Source organism: Geothrix sp. 21YS21S-2, from assembly GCF_030846775.1.
Taxonomy (GTDB): Bacteria; Acidobacteriota; Holophagae; order Holophagales; family Holophagaceae; genus Mesoterricola.
The window spans coordinates 2,170,787-2,186,562 of record NZ_CP132910.1; the positions used below are offsets into that span (position 1 = coordinate 2,170,787).

The 15,776-nt window shown below is 67.3% G+C and carries 10 protein-coding genes; 6 read left to right on the top strand and 4 right to left on the bottom strand.

The genetic code is table 11. The features are described from left to right. Nucleotides 1–85: 85 nt before the first annotated feature. Nucleotides 86–4,186, top strand: a complete 4,101-nt coding sequence (locus tag RAH40_RS09675) for a DUF3857 domain-containing protein (RefSeq protein WP_306601899.1) — start codon at nucleotides 86–88, stop codon at nucleotides 4,184–4,186. Here the strand turns inward: RAH40_RS09675 and RAH40_RS09680 are convergent. After that, a complete protein-coding gene (locus RAH40_RS09680; protein ID WP_306601900.1) occupies nucleotides 4,179–4,931 on the bottom strand; it encodes a TlyA family RNA methyltransferase in 753 nt (250 codons plus the stop codon). The genes RAH40_RS09675 and RAH40_RS09680 overlap by 8 nt on opposite strands. Continuing rightward, nucleotides 4,924–5,943: an endolytic transglycosylase MltG gene (mltG, locus tag RAH40_RS09685; RefSeq protein WP_306601901.1), complete on the bottom strand. Its 1,020-nt coding sequence runs from the start codon at nucleotides 5,941–5,943 to the stop codon at nucleotides 4,924–4,926. The genes RAH40_RS09680 and mltG overlap by 8 nt, the downstream gene beginning before the upstream one ends. Before the next feature lie 83 nt (nucleotides 5,944–6,026). Here mltG and RAH40_RS09690 point away from each other — a divergent pair, with 83 nt between their 5' ends. From RAH40_RS09690 to RAH40_RS09710, 5 genes are all read left to right on the top strand, one after another. Beyond that, the gene (locus tag RAH40_RS09690) at nucleotides 6,027–7,466 is read left to right on the top strand and encodes an APC family permease (protein ID WP_306601902.1); all 1,440 of its coding nucleotides are present in this window, start codon (nucleotides 6,027–6,029) and stop codon (nucleotides 7,464–7,466) included. Between the two features lie 355 nt (nucleotides 7,467–7,821). Continuing rightward, the gene (locus RAH40_RS09695; protein ID WP_306601903.1) at nucleotides 7,822–9,837 is read left to right on the top strand and encodes a nucleoside-diphosphate sugar epimerase/dehydratase; all 2,016 of its coding nucleotides are present in this window, start codon (nucleotides 7,822–7,824) and stop codon (nucleotides 9,835–9,837) included. A 56-nt stretch (nucleotides 9,838–9,893) separates the two neighbouring features. Continuing rightward, entirely contained in the window at nucleotides 9,894–11,066 is a 1,173-nt protein-coding gene (locus tag RAH40_RS09700) for a polysaccharide biosynthesis/export family protein (RefSeq protein WP_306601904.1), read from the top strand. A 19-nt stretch (nucleotides 11,067–11,085) separates the two neighbouring features. Next, entirely contained in the window at nucleotides 11,086–11,592 is a 507-nt protein-coding gene (locus RAH40_RS09705) for a low molecular weight protein-tyrosine-phosphatase (protein WP_306601905.1), read from the top strand. Nucleotides 11,593–11,687: 95 nt separating this feature from the next. After that, on the top strand, nucleotides 11,688–13,829 hold the full coding sequence (locus tag RAH40_RS09710; protein ID WP_306601906.1) for a polysaccharide biosynthesis tyrosine autokinase: 2,142 nt from the start codon (nucleotides 11,688–11,690) through the stop codon (nucleotides 13,827–13,829). On the opposite strand, the gene RAH40_RS09715 is transcribed toward RAH40_RS09710, so the two are convergent. Continuing rightward, the gene (locus RAH40_RS09715; RefSeq protein ID WP_306601907.1) at nucleotides 13,826–14,977 is read right to left on the bottom strand and encodes a glycosyltransferase; all 1,152 of its coding nucleotides are present in this window, start codon (nucleotides 14,975–14,977) and stop codon (nucleotides 13,826–13,828) included. The two genes, RAH40_RS09710 and RAH40_RS09715, sit on opposite strands and share 4 nt — an antisense overlap. Then, nucleotides 14,974–15,759: a DUF2334 domain-containing protein gene (locus RAH40_RS09720; RefSeq protein WP_306601908.1), complete on the bottom strand. Its 786-nt coding sequence runs from the start codon at nucleotides 15,757–15,759 to the stop codon at nucleotides 14,974–14,976. Before RAH40_RS09720 ends, RAH40_RS09715 begins: the two co-directional genes overlap by 4 nt. Nucleotides 15,760–15,776 lie beyond the last annotated feature (17 nt).

Sequence of the window (15,776 nt, forward strand, 5' to 3'; positions counted from 1 at the left end):
CCATTGAATCCGACTCCGCATCCTTCATGGACACGGGTCTGCGTTCAACCATGGGGGAACCCCTCCGAACCGACCTGGAGTCCGCATGCGAGTCCGTGCCCTTCTGTCCGCCGCCCTGCCCTGTGCAGTGGCATTCGCCGCGCCTGCGGAAACGGACTGGCACCTCCTGCCGGCCTTTTCGGCCGAACCCGCCGTGCTGCTGCGCGAAGGATCGAACCGGATGCCCCGGGAGGGGCAGGCTGTGCACGAACTGCTGGAGGATACCCGGGTCACCTTCGACGCCCAGGGGCGGCGCGAGACCGTCTATCGCTATATCTTCCGGGTGGACCACGAGTCCGGGGTCAAGTCCTGGCAGACCGTGGGCAGCGCCTGGGCCCCCTGGCACCAGGAGCGCCCCGTCATCCGGGCCCGCGTCATCACCCCCGACGGGCGGGTGCACGCCCTGGATCCAGCGACCCTGGGCGAATTTCCCATGAACGAGGACGACACCACCCTCTACGACGACCGCAGGAGGCTGGCCGGGCCCCTGCCCCAGCTCGCCGTGGGCGCGGTGGCCGAGGTGGAGGTCGTCACCCAGGAAACGGCCCCGGTCCACGCCTCCGGGACCCTGGCCACCCTTTCCCTCCACCAGCCGGTCCCCGTGGAGCACACCCGGGTGCGGGTGGAAGTCCCCGAAGCCCTGCCCTTCCGGTGGAAGCTGGCGGGCCTGGGGCCGGTCCAGCCCCAGCGGACCCGGGAAAACGGCCGGGTCCGCCTGACCCTCGAGCTGGGTCCCATGGAGCCTCCCGAGGACCCGGAGGCCTACTCGGATCCCGAGGCCCAGCCACGACCCAGCCTCACCTTCTCCACCGCGCCTTCCTGGGCGGCGGCGGCGGCCGGCTACCTGGAGATCACCGAACGCCAGATCGCCGGCGCCGATCTGGCGGCCTGGGCCCGCTCGGCCATGGGCGACGCGACGGATCCCAGGGAGAAGATCAACCGTCTCCTGGCCCGGATCGGGCGGACCGTCCGTTACACGGGCGTGGAATTCGGCGAAGCGGGCATCGTTCCCCGAACCCCCGCCGAAACCCTCGCGCGCGGCTACGGCGACTGCAAGGACAAGGCCGCGCTCCTGGTGGCCCTGCTCCGCCAGGCGGGCATCGAGGCCCGGATGGCCCTGCTTGAAACGGGGCCGGGCCGGGACGTTGACCCGGAGCTGCCCGGCCTGAACCACTTCGACCACGCCATCGTGGTGGTGCCCGGGGCCGAACCCCTGTGGATCGATGTCACCGCCGAGTACGGCCGCGCCGGCGACCTGCCCTTCATGGACCAGGGGCGGCAGGCCCTGGTGGTGGACCGCGGCACCACGGGCCTCGCGACCACTCCCAGGGCCCCGTCCACCGCGAACCTGATCCTGGAGACCCGGGAGGTGTTCCTGTCCGAATCCGGCAAGGCCCGGGTCGTGGAGACCTCCCATCCGTCGGGCCTCGCCGAGATGACCCTGCGGGGCGAGTTCCCGCCCGCGGACCCGAAAAAGCAGAAGGACAACCTCCGCAAATACGTCCAGGACACGTACACGGCCCGGGAGCTGGGCGAGTGCGTCGTGGCCGAGGCTTCCGACCTGGGCCGGCCCTTCACCCTCCGCCTGGAGGGGCTGGACTGCGGCATGGGCCTCACCACGGATGTGGACGCAGCGGTGACCCTCAATGCCTGGGACATGAGTTCCAGACTCCGGAAGCTCATCCCCACTTCCTACGACCGCAAGGGCAAGGCACCGGTCCAGCACCGGAAGCAGGACCTGCTCATTCCCGAGCCCTATTCGGTTGAATGGCGGTACCGGATCGCCGTTCCCGCGGGCTTCGAGGCCCGTCCCCTCCCGCCCTCGGACCGCCTTCCCTTCGGCCCCGCGAGCCTTGTGCGGACCTTCGAGAAGGGGCCGGAGGGGATGGTCCTGGCAACCTTCCGCTTCGATTCCGGCAAGGCCCGGTGGACCGCCGTGGAGGTGGAGGCGGCCCGGGAAGCCCTGGAGGCCTTCGGCGCCTCGCTGCCCACGCGCCTGCTCTTCGACCAGGTGGGCGAAGCCCATCTGGCGGCGGGCCGGATCAAGGAGGCCCTCCGGACCTTCCACACCCAGGCCGAGGCCCAGCCCTCCAAGGGCATTCCCCTCAGCCGCCTGGCCATCGCCCTGCTGCAGGCCGGCCTGGGCGGGGCCGCCCGGGACGCCGCGCGCAAGGCCTGCAGCCTGGAGCCCGCCAGCATGTTCACCCAGCGTGCCCTGGGCTGGGTTCTGCTCCACGACCTGGTGAACCGGAGCTACCACCCGGGGTGGGACTATCCGGGCGCCCTGGCCGCCTACCGCAGGGCCAAGGAGCTTGCTCCCCAGGACGCCCTGACCCGGAAGAACCTGGCCATCCTCCTGGAACACAACCGGGAGGGCATGCGCTACGGGCCGGGCGCCGACCTGGACGCGGCGATCAGGGAGTATCAGGACCTCCGCAAGGAACTCAAGGTGGAGGACATGAACGTCAACCTCCTGACCGTCCTTTGGCGGGCGGGCCGCTACAAGGAGGTGGAGGCGTGCGCCCGGACCCTGCCCACGCCCCGGGAAGGCCACGCCTGGCTCCTGGCAGCCCTGGCCGCCACCCGGGGCGGCACGGCGGCCCTCCAGGAGGGCGCCACCGTCATCGCGGACCAGGCCCAGCGGCGGTCCGCCCTGCTGGAGGCGGGCGACCTCCTCGCCGGGGCACGCTTGTACCAGGAGGCAGCCACCCTCCTGTCCGCCGGGGCGGACGGAGCCGCCAATGCGCCTGCCATCCGGGGCCGGGCCTCCGTGCTGGCCAGGACCCGCATCTTCGACGTCCGCAAGCTGGATCCCGCCGATCCCGCCACGCCGGTGTGGCGCCTGTTGCAGACCGCGGTTGACTCCGCCGCCACGGACGCCGACCTCTTAAAGCTCTTCACGCCGGCCCTCCGGGCCAGCGTGGGCAAGGAAGGGGGCGTGAAGGACCTTCGCAAGGGCCTGGGATTCAACACCATGAAGCGCAACGGGACAGGCGTCGCCCCCGCGGTCACGCTGGACGTGATCCACGCCCTGAGCCAGGTTGTGGTAACCGGAGACCCCGCGTCCGCCTTCAAGGTCTCCCTGAAGACTCCTGGAGCGGAAGATTCCAACGCACTCTCCTGGTTCGTGGTCCAGGAAAAGGGCCAGTTCCTCCTGGCGGCCACCGACAGCATCCTATCCACCCTCGGGATCGAGGCCATCCGGCGCCTGGACAAGGGCGATGAGGCCGGGGCCCGGGCCATGCTGGACCATGCCCTGGATGAGGTGAGGCCGGGAAGCAAGGACGACCCCCTGTCCGGCCACCCCTTCCGCCTGTTCTGGGAGAAGGGGCGGACGGCGACCCGGGACGAGATCCGCGTCGCCGCGGCCGCGCTGGAAGGGCCGGACAAGGACTGCGCGGGGGCCGTGGCGATCCTGGCCGCCGCGCCGCCCTCGGAGAAGCGTGACCTTGCCCTCATGAACGCCCATCTGGCGCGCTCGGAATGGAACGCCGCCCTTCCCCTGAGCGAGGGCCTGGCCAAGGCCCATCCCACCTCCAAGGTGGCCGCCCGCGCCTGGGCCGCCAGCCTGAACGGGAAGCGGAAATGGCCCGAACTCCTGGCCGCCGCGGGGCAGGCGCTCGCGAGGACCCCGGACGACAACGAACCCGCGGACTGGAAGGCCAAGGCGCTGGGCATGCTGGGACGGCACCAGGAGCGGGAAGACGTCCTCAAGGCGCTTGTCGATTCTGGCAGGGCCACGTCCACCGACTTCAACAACCTCGCCTGGGGCACCCTGGTCCAGGGCCGGGTCACCGACCAGTCGGTGGAATGGGCCCGCCGGTCGGTCCTCCTCAAGGCCGAGAAGAACGGCGCAGGGCAGCATACGCTCGCCTCCCTCCTGGCGGAGCGGGGCGAGGCCAAGGAAGCCCTGGACATCTTCCACAAGGAGATGTCGGACCTCGAGGAGGACGAGCCGCGAAGCCAGGACTGGTATCTCCTTGGCCGCATCGCCGAGCAGTTCGGGGAGACCGAGGCCGCCATCGACAGCTACCGGCGCGTGACCCCGCCCAAGGACGATTCCGAGGCCGAGGTGGATTCCTGCCACGCCCTCGCCGTGAAGCGGTTGAAACGCCTCGATAAGCCCGCCAGGAGCCAGTCTACGTAACAGGAGGCAGGCTCCTGCGCCGGAGGTGCAGCAGGAACTCCTTGTTCCCCTCCCCCCCCAGGATCGGGCTCACGTCCCACGCCAGCGGCCTCAGCCCGCTCTCCAGGAAGAAGTCCCAGATCTCCCGCTTCACCCGCTCGTGCACCTCGGGGTCCCTCACGATGCCGCCCGAGCCCACGTCGTCCCTTCCCGCCTCGAACTGGGGCTTCACCAGGAGGATGGCGTCGGCGCCGGGGGCCAGCGACGGGAGGATGGGCGGGATGGCCAGGCGCAGGGAGATGAAGCTGAGGTCGGCCACCAGGAGGGAGCAGGGCTCGGGCACGAGGGCGGGGTCCCACAGGCGGAGGTTCACCTGTTCCATGGAGACGACCCGGGGGTCGCTGCGGAGTTTCCAGTGGAGCTGGTTGGTGCCCACGTCCACGGCGTAGACGCGGGTGGCGCCCCGCTGGAGGAGGCAGTCCGTGAATCCGCCGGTGGAGGCGCCGGCGTCGAAGCAGACGCGGCCTTCGGGGTCCACCCGGAAGGCCTCCAGGCCATGGGCCAGCTTCAGGCCGCCCCGGCTGACGAAGGGGAGGGCCTCGCCCCGCAGGCGCAGGACGGCCTCCTCGGCCACCAGGGCGCCGGCCTTGGTGACGGGGCGGTCGTCCACCAGGGCGTCGCCGGCCATGATCCGCGCGGCGGCCTTGCTGCGGGTCTCGCAGAGGCCCCGCTGCACCAGGAGCAGATCCAGGCGTGTCCTAGCCATGGAGGGCCATCGCCTTCTTCTGGCGTTTGACTTCCTTGCGGTAGACGCCCACGTTGCGGTTGTGCTCGGCCAGGCTGGGGGCGAAGGAGTGGCCGCCCCTGCCGGTGGCGACGAAATAGAGGTCCCTGCCCATCTGGGGGACCTTGGCGGCCTCGATGGCCGCGGCGCTGGGGATGGCGATGGGGGTGGGGGGCAGGCCGCCCACGGTGTAGGTGTTGAAGCGGCTGGCGCGGTGGATGTCCTCGGGGGTCGGGGCCGTGAACCGCAGGTCCCCGGAGGCCCACCTCGCGTAGAGCGACGTGGGGTCGCACTGGAGACGCATGCCGATCTTCAGGCGCTGGGCGTAGACGCCGGCGACCTTGGTGAGCTCCTCGGGCAGGCGGGTCTCCTTTTCGGCAAGGCTGGCGAGGATGAGCGTCTGGTAGGGCGGCAGGGCACCTCCCTCCAGGCTTGGCAGCACCTTGTCCCGGAAGGCCTCGGCCATGGCCAGGAGGATCTCCTCGGGCTCCTGGGCGTGGTTGACGCGGTAGGTGGCCGGGGCCAGCAGCCCCTCCAGGGTCTCCGCCTCGGGGAAGCCGGCCGTCTTCGCCAGGCGGGGGCTCTTCCACAGGGTCCAGAAGACGTCTTCGGGCACGAAGTCCCGGAGGCGGCGCTGGATCGCCCAGCCGTGGGCCCCCACGGGGAGGACGATGTTGGTGTAGTGGATGTCGGCCCGCTTGAGCTTTCCGGCCACGTCGGCCAGGGACGCCCGGGGTTCGATGGTGTACTCGCCCCGGATGAGCTGGAGCTTGCGGGCCCGGGCCCAGAGCTTGAAGAGGGCGGCGCTCCGGATGAGGCCGTCGCGCTCCATCTGGTCGGCCAGGGCGTCCACCGTGGTGCCCCGCTTCACCAGGAGCATGGACTGGGCGACCAGGGGACCCTGGCGCTTCCAGAGCCAGAGGCCCGACAGGGGCAGCAGGGCCAGGAGGGCCACTGCGGCGGCAAGACGGGTGGAAGTGCGGGATCGGGCCATGGTTCCAGCCTAGGAGGAAATCCGTCGCCATGCCATGGAACCGGAGAGCGGGAGCGGGCATCTTGTTAATTTATGGATTATTTATGAATAATGCGTATCAGCGCCACATCGGCCCCTTTTCCGCAACCATGCTCATCGCCGGCTCCATGATCGGCAGCGGCATCTTCATCGTCCCCGCGGAAATGGTCCGTACCGGGGGCACGGGCGCCTTCCTTCTCCTGGCCTGGGGCCTCACGGCCGTCCTCACCCTCCTGGGGGCCCACTCCTACGGGGAGCTGGCGGGGATTTTCCCCACGGCGGGGGGCCCGTTCGTGTACCTGAAGGAGAGCTACGGGCGCCTGGTGGCCTTCCTCTATGGATGGACCACCTTCCTCATCATCGAGACCGGGGCCCTGGCCGCGGTGGCCATGGCCTTCGGGAAGTTCCTGGGGACCTTCCTGCCCGCCGTGAGCGAGACCCGTTACCTGGTGGGGCCCCTGGAGGTCCGGGCCCTGGAGGTGGTGCCGGGGATCGTGGTGGGCCCCTACCACCTGGGCCTGACCCCGGCCCGGTTGGCGGCCATCGGGGTCATCGTCCTCCTGAGCGTGGTGAACGCCTATGGCGGGCGCATCGGGGTCTGGATCCAGAACGTCTTCACGGTGGCCAAGCTGGGCAGCCTGGCGGCCCTCATCCTCGTGGGGCTGCTGGCCGACGCCCCCGCCCACCCGCCCGGGGCGGCGGTCCCGGGCGCCCTGCCCTTCCTGGCCGCCCTGCTGGTGGTCCAGAGTGGCAGCCTGTTCTCGTCGGATTCCTGGAACTCGGTCACCTTCATCGCGTCGGAGATCCGGGAGCCCCGCAGGTCCATCCCCCTGGCCCTGCTGGTGGGCCCCCTCCTGGTGCTGGGCCTCTACCTCCTGGCCAACACCGTCTACCTCCGGATCCTGGGTCCCGGGGGGATCGCCTCGGCGCCGGGGGACCGGGTGGGCACCGCCACCCTCAACGCCCTGTTCGGCCCGGCCGGGTCCCGCGCCATGGCCCTGGCCATCCTGGTCAGCACCTTCGGGTGCGCCAACGGCCTGGTGCTGGCCGGATCCCGGCTCTACCAGACCCTGGCGGCCGACCGTCTGTTTTTCTCTTTGGCTGCCCGCCTGAACCGGTTCGGGGTTCCGGCCTGGGCCATGGGGTTCCAGGCGGCCTGGGCCTGCCTCCTCACCCTCACCGGGAGCTATGCCCAACTTCTTGAATTCTCCATGGTGGCCGCCACCCTCTTCTATGTATTGACAGTAGCCGGAATCTTCGTGCTCCGATGGAAGCGGCCCACCCTGGAACGGCCGGTGAAGATCTTCGCCTATCCGTTCCCGCCCCTCATCTACCTGGCGGGCGCCCTCGCATTCATCGCTGTTTTGCTTGTTTACCGCCCATCCTACACGTGGCCCGGCATGGCCCTGGTGCTCCTGGGGGTTCCCGTCTACCGGGTCGCATTCCGGGCAAAGCATACTTTCCAGACTATTTGTAAAAGAAGATGGTGGAATCACCAAAAATGAATTACTTTTCCTTGTGCATCGTGCCCCAATGAATTGATTGGGAGTCGTTGTTCATTTGACGCCCGCCCCTGGTGCCGGCCGGTTGCATCTATCCCCCGGGAGGCCCCTCGCCGCATCGCCGGGCAGACGGTGCACCAAAATACCGCTTGCCACAAAAGGTCTGGTATGAAGAATAATTCAAGACCTCCCTGTTGCACCCGAATCCGACAGGCCTCCCTTGCGACTCAATTGCTTCCGTTTTTCAACCCAATGCAGCCCCCGGATCCAGCAGGTTCACCGATGTCGCAACCAAATGGAAGACAGTTCTCGTCACATTCCCGAACGGCTCGTTCTTTGAAGTCCGGAGATCCTAGCCATGGCTGAAACCACCGACCCTCCCCAGGCTGAAGATGGACAGGCCGGCAACCGGTTCCTGAAGGGGCCTCACGTCCGCAAGGTCGTGAAGGTCGCCCTCGACACCTTTGTCGCTTGCCTAGGTTTCGTGGTGGCGTCAAGCGTCCTCCTGCAGGGCGTGAACTTCGGGCGCGGCATGGTCGCCTTCGTGCTCATCGCCATGTTCATCAACCTGGGACTGCGGTTCCACACCCAGCACTACCGGGCCATGGACATCCACGACGCCCGATGGCTTGTCCTGGGCACCGCCACCCTTGCGGGCACCAACATGACCCTCTGCCTGGTGCGGGGCGGCTGGACGGACAATGTCCGCCCGGACGTGGTCCTGGGCGCCAGCCTCATCACCGGCATCCTTTGGGTGGTGGTGCGCATGGCGGCCCTGGCCATCCACCAGCGCCGCCATTCGCATCCGTCCGTGGTGCCCGGCGGGATGCTGGCCGAGCGGACCCTCATCATCGGCGCGGGACGCGCGGGCGTCCTGCTCTGCCAGGAGCTGCGGGAGCATCCGCGCCTGCGCTGCAACGTGCTGGGCTTCATCGACGACGACCTGGAGAAGCAGGGGCTGAGAATCCTGGGCATCCCCGTCCTGGGCCCGACCACGCTCCTTCCGCTGATCATCCGCGAACAGAACGTCTCCCAGGTCATCCTGGGCATGGCGGGGGTGCGCGGAGCGCGGCTGCGTGAACTGTCCAAGATCGTCATGACCGAGGGCATCAAGCTCAAGACCGTCCCCGGCATCATGGACCTCGTGGGCGACCGGCCCTGGAAGCCCGAGGTGCGGGACATCGCCATCGAGGACCTGCTGCGCCGGGATCCCATCACCCTCGACACGGAGGCCATCCGGAAGGCCCTGGACAACCAGGTGGTCCTCATCACCGGCGCGGGCGGTTCCATTGGAAGCGAACTGGCCCGGCGGGTGGCCGACATCCACCCCGGCAAGCTCGTGCTGCTGGGCCGCGGCGAGAACAGCCTCTGGGAGGTGCAGCGGCAGCTGGTCAACCTCTTCCCGAACCAGGAAGTGGAGATCGCCCTGTGCGACATCCGCAACCCCGCCCGCCTCCACCAGGTATTCGAGAAGTGGCGGCCCCGGGTCGTCCTGCACGCCGCCGCCCACAAGCATGTGCCGTTCCTGGAGGCCAACCCCGAGGAGGCCATCGAGAACAACATCTTCGGCACCCGCAACGTCATCGAGGCCGCCAAGGCCTGCGGCACGCGGATCTTCGTGAACGTCTCCACCGACAAGGCCGTCAATCCGGTGAACATGCTGGGGGCCTCCAAGGCCGTGGGCGAGCTCCTGGTGGCCCGGGCCGCGATCGAGTGCCCCGGCTCCAAGTTCGTGAGCGTGCGGTTCGGCAACGTCCTGGGCAGCCGCGGCAGCGTGATCCCCCTTTTCCGGGACCAGATCCGGGGCGGCGGACCCGTCACCATCACCCACCCGGACATGGTGCGCTACTTCATGACCATCCCCGAGGCGGCCCAACTGGTCCTCCAGGCGGGCATCCTGGGCGACACGGGCAAGGTCTTCGCCCTGGACATGGGCGAACCCGTGCACATCGTCAACCTGGCCGAGGAAATGGTCCGCCTGTCCGGGTTCTCCCCGGGGGTGGACGTGGACATCCGCTTCACGGGGGTCCGGCCCGGCGAGAAGCTGGTGGAGGAGCTCTTCACCGAAGGCCGCGTATCCCGCACCACCGTCCATCCCAAGGTCTTTGAGGCCAAGGAGTTCCCTGTGGATCCCGAACGGCTGCGGGAGGGGCTCGCCGTCTTGCGGGAGATCCTGGACGGCGAAGGCGAGACCTGCTACCCGAAAATGCTCCGGTGCTTCATGGAGCTGATTCCCACCTTCCAGCCCTCCCCCCACGGCCTCGGCCGGTACCTCGATGCCGAGGCGACGCCGGTCAACGGGAAAATCGTGGCGCCCGCCGCCCCGATCGATTTCAGGTCTCCGGAAACCCTGGGCCTTCGCGCTTACATCTGATGGCATACTAGAAACCACAACAATCCACCTGGCCGTTTTTTTCTTTGGAGCGCATCGTGTTGCGAACCCTGGGGCACGCTCAAGTTCCTTCATCCATTCCGGTCCGGGTGGCCCCCCTGAGGTTCCGCCTCGGCCTGGGACTGCTGGCCCTGACGCTTCTGGCCGGTTGCCAGGCTCCGGGCATGAAGCTCACCTCCCGGCCCAACAGCCATGAGCGGCCCGAGGATGTGGGAGGTCTTGCCGTCACGCTGCATCCCGTATCGCCGGAACTGGTCAACCGTCAGGCCGCGCGCCCCGCGGTCCCGGTGGATCTCTCGGCCCTCGTGTCCGATCGGGCCCAGGTCTATCACGTGGGTTCCCAGGACGTGCTGCTCGTGACGGTGTGGGATCACCCCGAGATCTCCCTCCCCATGGGGCCCAACCGCACCGACACCTCGTACGGCAACCTCGTGGACGAGGAGGGGTACATCTTCTTCCCCTACGTGGGCAAGCTGAAGGTCCAGGGCATGACCATCAGCCAGGTCCGCGACGCCCTCACCACCCAGCTGGCCAAGTCGCTGCGCAATCCCCAGGTGGACGTGAAGGTCCTGGTCTACCGTTCCCAGAAGGTCTACGTGGGCGGCGAGGTGCGGAACCCGGCCATCTACCCCGTTACGGACGTCCCCTTCACCCTCGCCGAGGCCATCAATCGGGCCGGCGGCTTGCTGCCCGCCGCGGATGACAGCCGCATGGTGCTGACCCGGGGCTCGAAGTCCTGGATGCTCAATTTCCAGGCCCTCATGGCCATGGGCAATGCCTCTGGGCAGATCCTGCTCCAGGACGGCGACTCCCTGCAGATCCCCAACGCCAGCGAGGAACCGGTGTACCTCATGGGTGAACTCATGCGGCCGGGCAACATCCCCCTCGTCCACGGCAAGCTCAGCCTTGCCAAGGCCATTTCCGAAGTGGGCGGAATCCAGGTCAGCAGCGCGGACGCGACCTCCATCTACGTCATCCGTTCCGCCGGTGCGGCCAACAAGGTGGACGTCTTCCACCTGGACGCCCGCAACCCCGCCTCCATGATCCTGGCCGACAAGTTCGCCCTGAATCCCAGGGACATCGTCTACGTCGACGCCGGCACGCTGGTGCGGTTCAGCCGCGTGATGAACCTGCTCATGCCCACCATCAACGCCGTCACGGCCGGGGCCTCCACCGGGGCGCAGGTCTACTATTTCAAGAAGCGCCTCTAGGCGAACGATCCACCCGGCCATGCCCGCCCCAACATCCTCCAAAGGTCGTCTCCTGAATTCACCCCTTTTGATCGAGTCCATTCTCGTAGTCTGCGACGGCAACCATTGTCGAAGCCCCATGGCGGAGGCCCTGCTCAAGGCCGGCGCGGGGGAGGGGCTGACCATCGGGTCCGCCGGACTCGGGGCCCTGGAGGACTACCCTGCCGATCCGGAAGCGGCCCGGCTGATGGCAGCCGAGGGCCTGGACATCGGGAGCCACCGGGGCAGGCACTTCACTCCTGCCCTCGCGCTGGAGACGGATCTCATCCTCGTCATGGACGAACGCCAGAAAAAGGACTGCGAGAGAAGGGTCCCCAGCGCCCATGGGCGCATCTTCCTCCTCGGGCACTGGCGGCCGTCCCCCGATCGGGAAATTCCGGATCCGTTCCGGAAGGGGCCCGACGTCTTCCTGCAGGTTCTCAAGCAAATTCGCCAGTCCGTCGACGACTGGCTGATTCACGTGGTTCCCAAGCAAAGGTCTTCATGAACAACGCCTCCGCCCCCAACCCCAACAGGCCCCCCTTTTCCCAAGTGGGGGTTCCAGCTCCCCTGGCCGCCCAGGACAAGGCGGATGAATTCAACTTGAGCGAGGTTTTCGCCAACCTGTGGGAGGGGCGGTACCTGATTCTGGGTTCAGTGTTCCTCTTTGGGGCCGTGGGGCTCCTCTATGTCCTTTCGGCCACCCCCATCTACCAGGTCGAAGGCCTCCTGCAGACGGAAACGGCCAAGAGCTACAGCACCCAGACCGCGGAATTCACCAAGATGGAAGGGGTCTTCGCCCAGACGACCGTGGCCCAGGGCGAAATCGAGATCGTCAAGAGCAACCTCGTGCTCGGCCGGGTCGTGACCAACCTGGGCCTGGACATCCAAGCCGCGCCCGTGCTCACCCCCCTGGTGGGCAAGCTCCTCAACCGGAACCCCCTCACCCGGCCGAAAGTGGAGGTGACCTCCTTCGAAGTGCCGGACAAAGCCAGGGGGACCCTTTTCAAGCTGACCGCCCTGGCAGGGGGACTCTACCGGTGGAGCGGCCCGGATGGTTCCGTCCTGGCTGAAGGCAAGCCCGGCGAGCGGTTGAGCGCCACCTGGAATGGCTGGCCGATGAAGCTGAAGGTGCGCACCCTCCGCGGGAAGCCGGGCCAGGAGTTCTCCCTCTCCATGCGCCCCACGGTGGACGCCATCAACAGCCTCCGGCTCGGCCTCATGGTGGAGGAACGGGGGAAGAATGCCAACCAGTCGTCCAACCTCCTCGGCCTCTCCCTGACGGATCCCGACCCCGACCAGGCAGCCCTGATCCTGAATGAGATCCTCAACCAGTACGTTCGCCAGACGATTGAACGCAAATCCGGCGACTCTTCCAAGGCTCTCATCCTCCTCCAGAATCAGCGACCCGCCCTCCAGGCCCAGCTCTCCGAAGCGGAGAGCCGATTGAACGACTACCGCCGTCAGAACGGCGCCCTGGACCTGGCCAGGGAGGGTGAGGTGTTCCTCCAGCAGGGCGCGTCCCTGGAGGCCCAGATCTCGACCCTGAAGCAGCGGCGGCAGGAACTCCTCAGGACCTATACGGAGCATTCCGACCTCGTCACGACCACCGACCAGCAGATCGCCCATCTCCAGCAGGAACTGTCCCGCACTTCCGGCAGGGTGTCCGCCCTCCCCAAGGCCCAGCAGGAAATCGTCCGGCTGACGCGGGATGCCCAGGTGAAGTCCGAAATGTACACCTCCCTGCTCACCAGCATCCAGCAGCTCCAGAACACCCTGGCAGGATCCGTAGGCAACGCCCGGGTGGTGGACTACGCCATTCCGCCCTTCGACTCCATCGCCCCCAGGAAGAAGGTCCTGATGGTCCTTTTCCTGTTCATCGGAACCACGGTCGGAGTGGGAATGGCCATCATCCGCCGGCTCATGCGCAGGGGGGTCGAGGACCACAGGATCATCGAGGCCAAGCTGGGCCTCCCGATCCTGGTGACCATCCCCCACTCGGAGTCCCAGGATAACTTCAACCGGGCCATCCGGAGGCACGCCCAGGGCACCCACCTGCTGGCCATGGGGGAACCCGAGGACATCGCCACGGAGAGCATGCGGAGCCTGCGCACCGTCCTGCATTTCATGATGGAGGACGTCACCAACCGCATCGTGCTGATCACCGGCCCTTCCCCCGAGGTGGGCAAGTCCTTCGTGAGCACCAACCTTGCCGCCGTCCTGGCCCAGGGAGGAGCCAAGGTGCTGCTGGTGGACGCAGATCTGCGGCGAGGCAACCTGCACCGCACGTTCGGAATCAAGGGGCGGGCGGGAGGCTTGTCGGAGGCCCTGACGGGGCGCGCCGACTGGAAGACCCTCCTCAAGACCACGCCCATTCCGGGGCTCAGCCTTCTCAGCACAGGCGTTCTGCCGCCGGACCCCCTGGTCCTGCTCATGTCCCCTTCCTTCTCCGAGTTCATGGGGCAGGTCTCGGAGGCCTTCGATTTTGTCATCGTGGATGCCCCGCCGATCCTCCCGGTGAGCGACGCAATCGTCCTGGGGTCCAAGGCGGACACCATCCTGCTGGTGGCCAAATACGGCAAGCATCCCCTGGAGGAGATCCAGACCTGCCAGAACCGCCTGCGGCACCTGGAGGGCAAGCTGAAGGGGTGCCTCTTCAATGACATAAAGCTGGTCAAGGTTGGCGGGCTTTATGGCTACTACAAATACGAATTCGACTACAAGTACGAGAGGGGCGGCTCCTAGAGGAGGGAGGCCAGCAGGTTCTCGGTGTTCCGGGCCAGGGCTTCCGTGCTGTAGACGGAGCAGACCCGCGCCCGCGCGGCGGCAGCCCGGGCCGCTTTCAACGGCGCGGACTCGGCAAGGAGGATGGAGGCGGCTTCGGCCAGGGCGCCGGGGTCGCCCATGTCCACCACCAGTCCCGTGTCCCCCACCAGGGCCTCGGCATCTCCGGCTCGGGTCGTCACGCACGGGACGCCGCAGGCCATGGCCTCCCCGAGGACATTGGGGAAGCCCTCGTCGGTGGACGCCAGGATCAGCAGCGAAAGGGCATTGTAGGCGCTCTTCATATCCTGGCAGACGCCTGGCCAGTGCACCCGTTCGCCTATCCCCAGGGACCCGGCCAGGTCCCTCAGGGTGCGGGCATAGGGCTCAGGGGCATTCCCCACGCAAACGAACCGGGCGGTGGGCCATTTCGTCGCAATCCGGGCGGCCGCGCGCAGAAAGGTGGGATGGTCCTTCACCGGGTCCAGGCGGCCGACAATGCCCACCAGGGGCACCTCCCCGGGGATGCCCCAGGCCTCCCGCCGCTGCGCCCCCGCGCCCGGGTCGGGCCGGAAGGTCTCCACATCGAAGCCGTTGGGCACGACCCCCATGCGCGGTGCCCGCATTCCGAACTGCGCGTGGTTGCGAAGTCCGGCCTCGGAGTTGAAGATGACCAGATCCGTGAAGGGCGAGAGGTAGACCATGACCTCCTGGAGGATACGGGAGATCCGGTCCATCTTGGACAGGTCGGCGCTGGTTCGGCGGATGCCCCAGACGACCCGCTTCCGGGAAAGGCTCCCAATGAGCAGGACGGGCAGATTCCCTTCCATGTATCCGTGGAGGATATGGGGGTCGAACCGCTGTACCAGCCGATGGAGGCGAAGCAGGGAGGACCCGTAGCCCAGGGGGCCCCTCCGCTTGTGCAGGCTTAGCAGGGTGACCCCGGGGATTGCGCTCATCTCCCGGTAGAACCCGGCTTTCGACTCGTCCGTTTGATCGTACGTCACCACCACCTGGACTTCGAAATGGTCCCGGTCGAGTGAGCGAACCAGCTCCAGGAGCTGCCTTTCGGCTCCCCCGGGGTTCAACGAATTGATGAGGAAAAGCAGCCGGGGCCGTTCCCGACTCATGTGCTTCGCCTGGATTTGAAGATAAGGCGCCTCAACCGGCCCATCGCCGGCAGGACACGATGGTTCCAGATCAGGTCCTGCATCGCGATGAAACGGTCACCGAAGGTGAGCGGCCGGTCCCGGTAGAGCTTGGTGAGCGTGGCCACATCGGTCATTCGGGGCGCATAGGTGGCAAGGTCCCTCTTGAATACGGCCATGTACTCGGGCGACCACCGGTTGTGGTGGTTGCAGACCGTCCAGACCCCCGAAGACTTCGCACTGAACCGCCAAAGCTGCTGGGGCACCCAGAAGATCGAGTCCGCGTCCGTGTGGGGCCAGGGCCAGAGGCCGTCGCAGACGACCTTCAACCCGAGTTCCACGAGGATCTTGAGGGTGGTCGCATCAAAGGAGTGGGAGGGCGCCACGAACGCGTCGGCCACCACGCCTTGTTCCGAGAAGATGGCCAGCCCCCTGACAAGCTTTTCCTTCTGGACCTCGTAGGGTAGGCCGGTGAATTCACTGTTGGGCGTCAGCCTCATCAGGCCCTTGTTGTGGTTGACGTACACATGCTGGAAGCCGTGGATGGCGATCGTGAAGCCCATCGACTGCCACTTCCGGACCCGATCCCAGAAGTCGGGGGCGGGGGGGTCGGTCATGAGCGAGGGGTCCCGGTTGTCGGGAACGACAGCGAGGATGGGGCGCACGTTGTGTTTCACAAGCTCTTGCTCGATCAATTCCCAGTTCGCCCAGTTCATGGTTGGGCAGATGTCATCGAAACGAAGCAGATACTGATTTTCAGGCATGAACTCGAGCTCCTTCA

Coding starts and splice junctions, on each gene's coding strand:
- mltG (WP_306601901.1), bottom strand. CDS start 5,943: ATGGCCCGATCCCGCACTTCCACCCGTCTTGCCGCCGCAGTGGCCCTC.
- RAH40_RS09715 (WP_306601907.1), bottom strand. CDS start 14,977: ATGAGTCGGGAACGGCCCCGGCTGCTTTTCCTCATCAATTCGTTGAAC.
- RAH40_RS09705 (WP_306601905.1), top strand. CDS start 11,086: ATGCCCGCCCCAACATCCTCCAAAGGTCGTCTCCTGAATTCACCCCTT.
- RAH40_RS09680 (WP_306601900.1), bottom strand. CDS start 4,931: ATGGCTAGGACACGCCTGGATCTGCTCCTGGTGCAGCGGGGCCTCTGC.
- RAH40_RS09720 (WP_306601908.1), bottom strand. CDS start 15,759: ATGCCTGAAAATCAGTATCTGCTTCGTTTCGATGACATCTGCCCAACC.
- RAH40_RS09690 (WP_306601902.1), top strand. CDS start 6,027: ATGAATAATGCGTATCAGCGCCACATCGGCCCCTTTTCCGCAACCATG.
- RAH40_RS09695 (WP_306601903.1), top strand. CDS start 7,822: ATGGCTGAAACCACCGACCCTCCCCAGGCTGAAGATGGACAGGCCGGC.
- RAH40_RS09675 (WP_306601899.1), top strand. CDS start 86: ATGCGAGTCCGTGCCCTTCTGTCCGCCGCCCTGCCCTGTGCAGTGGCA.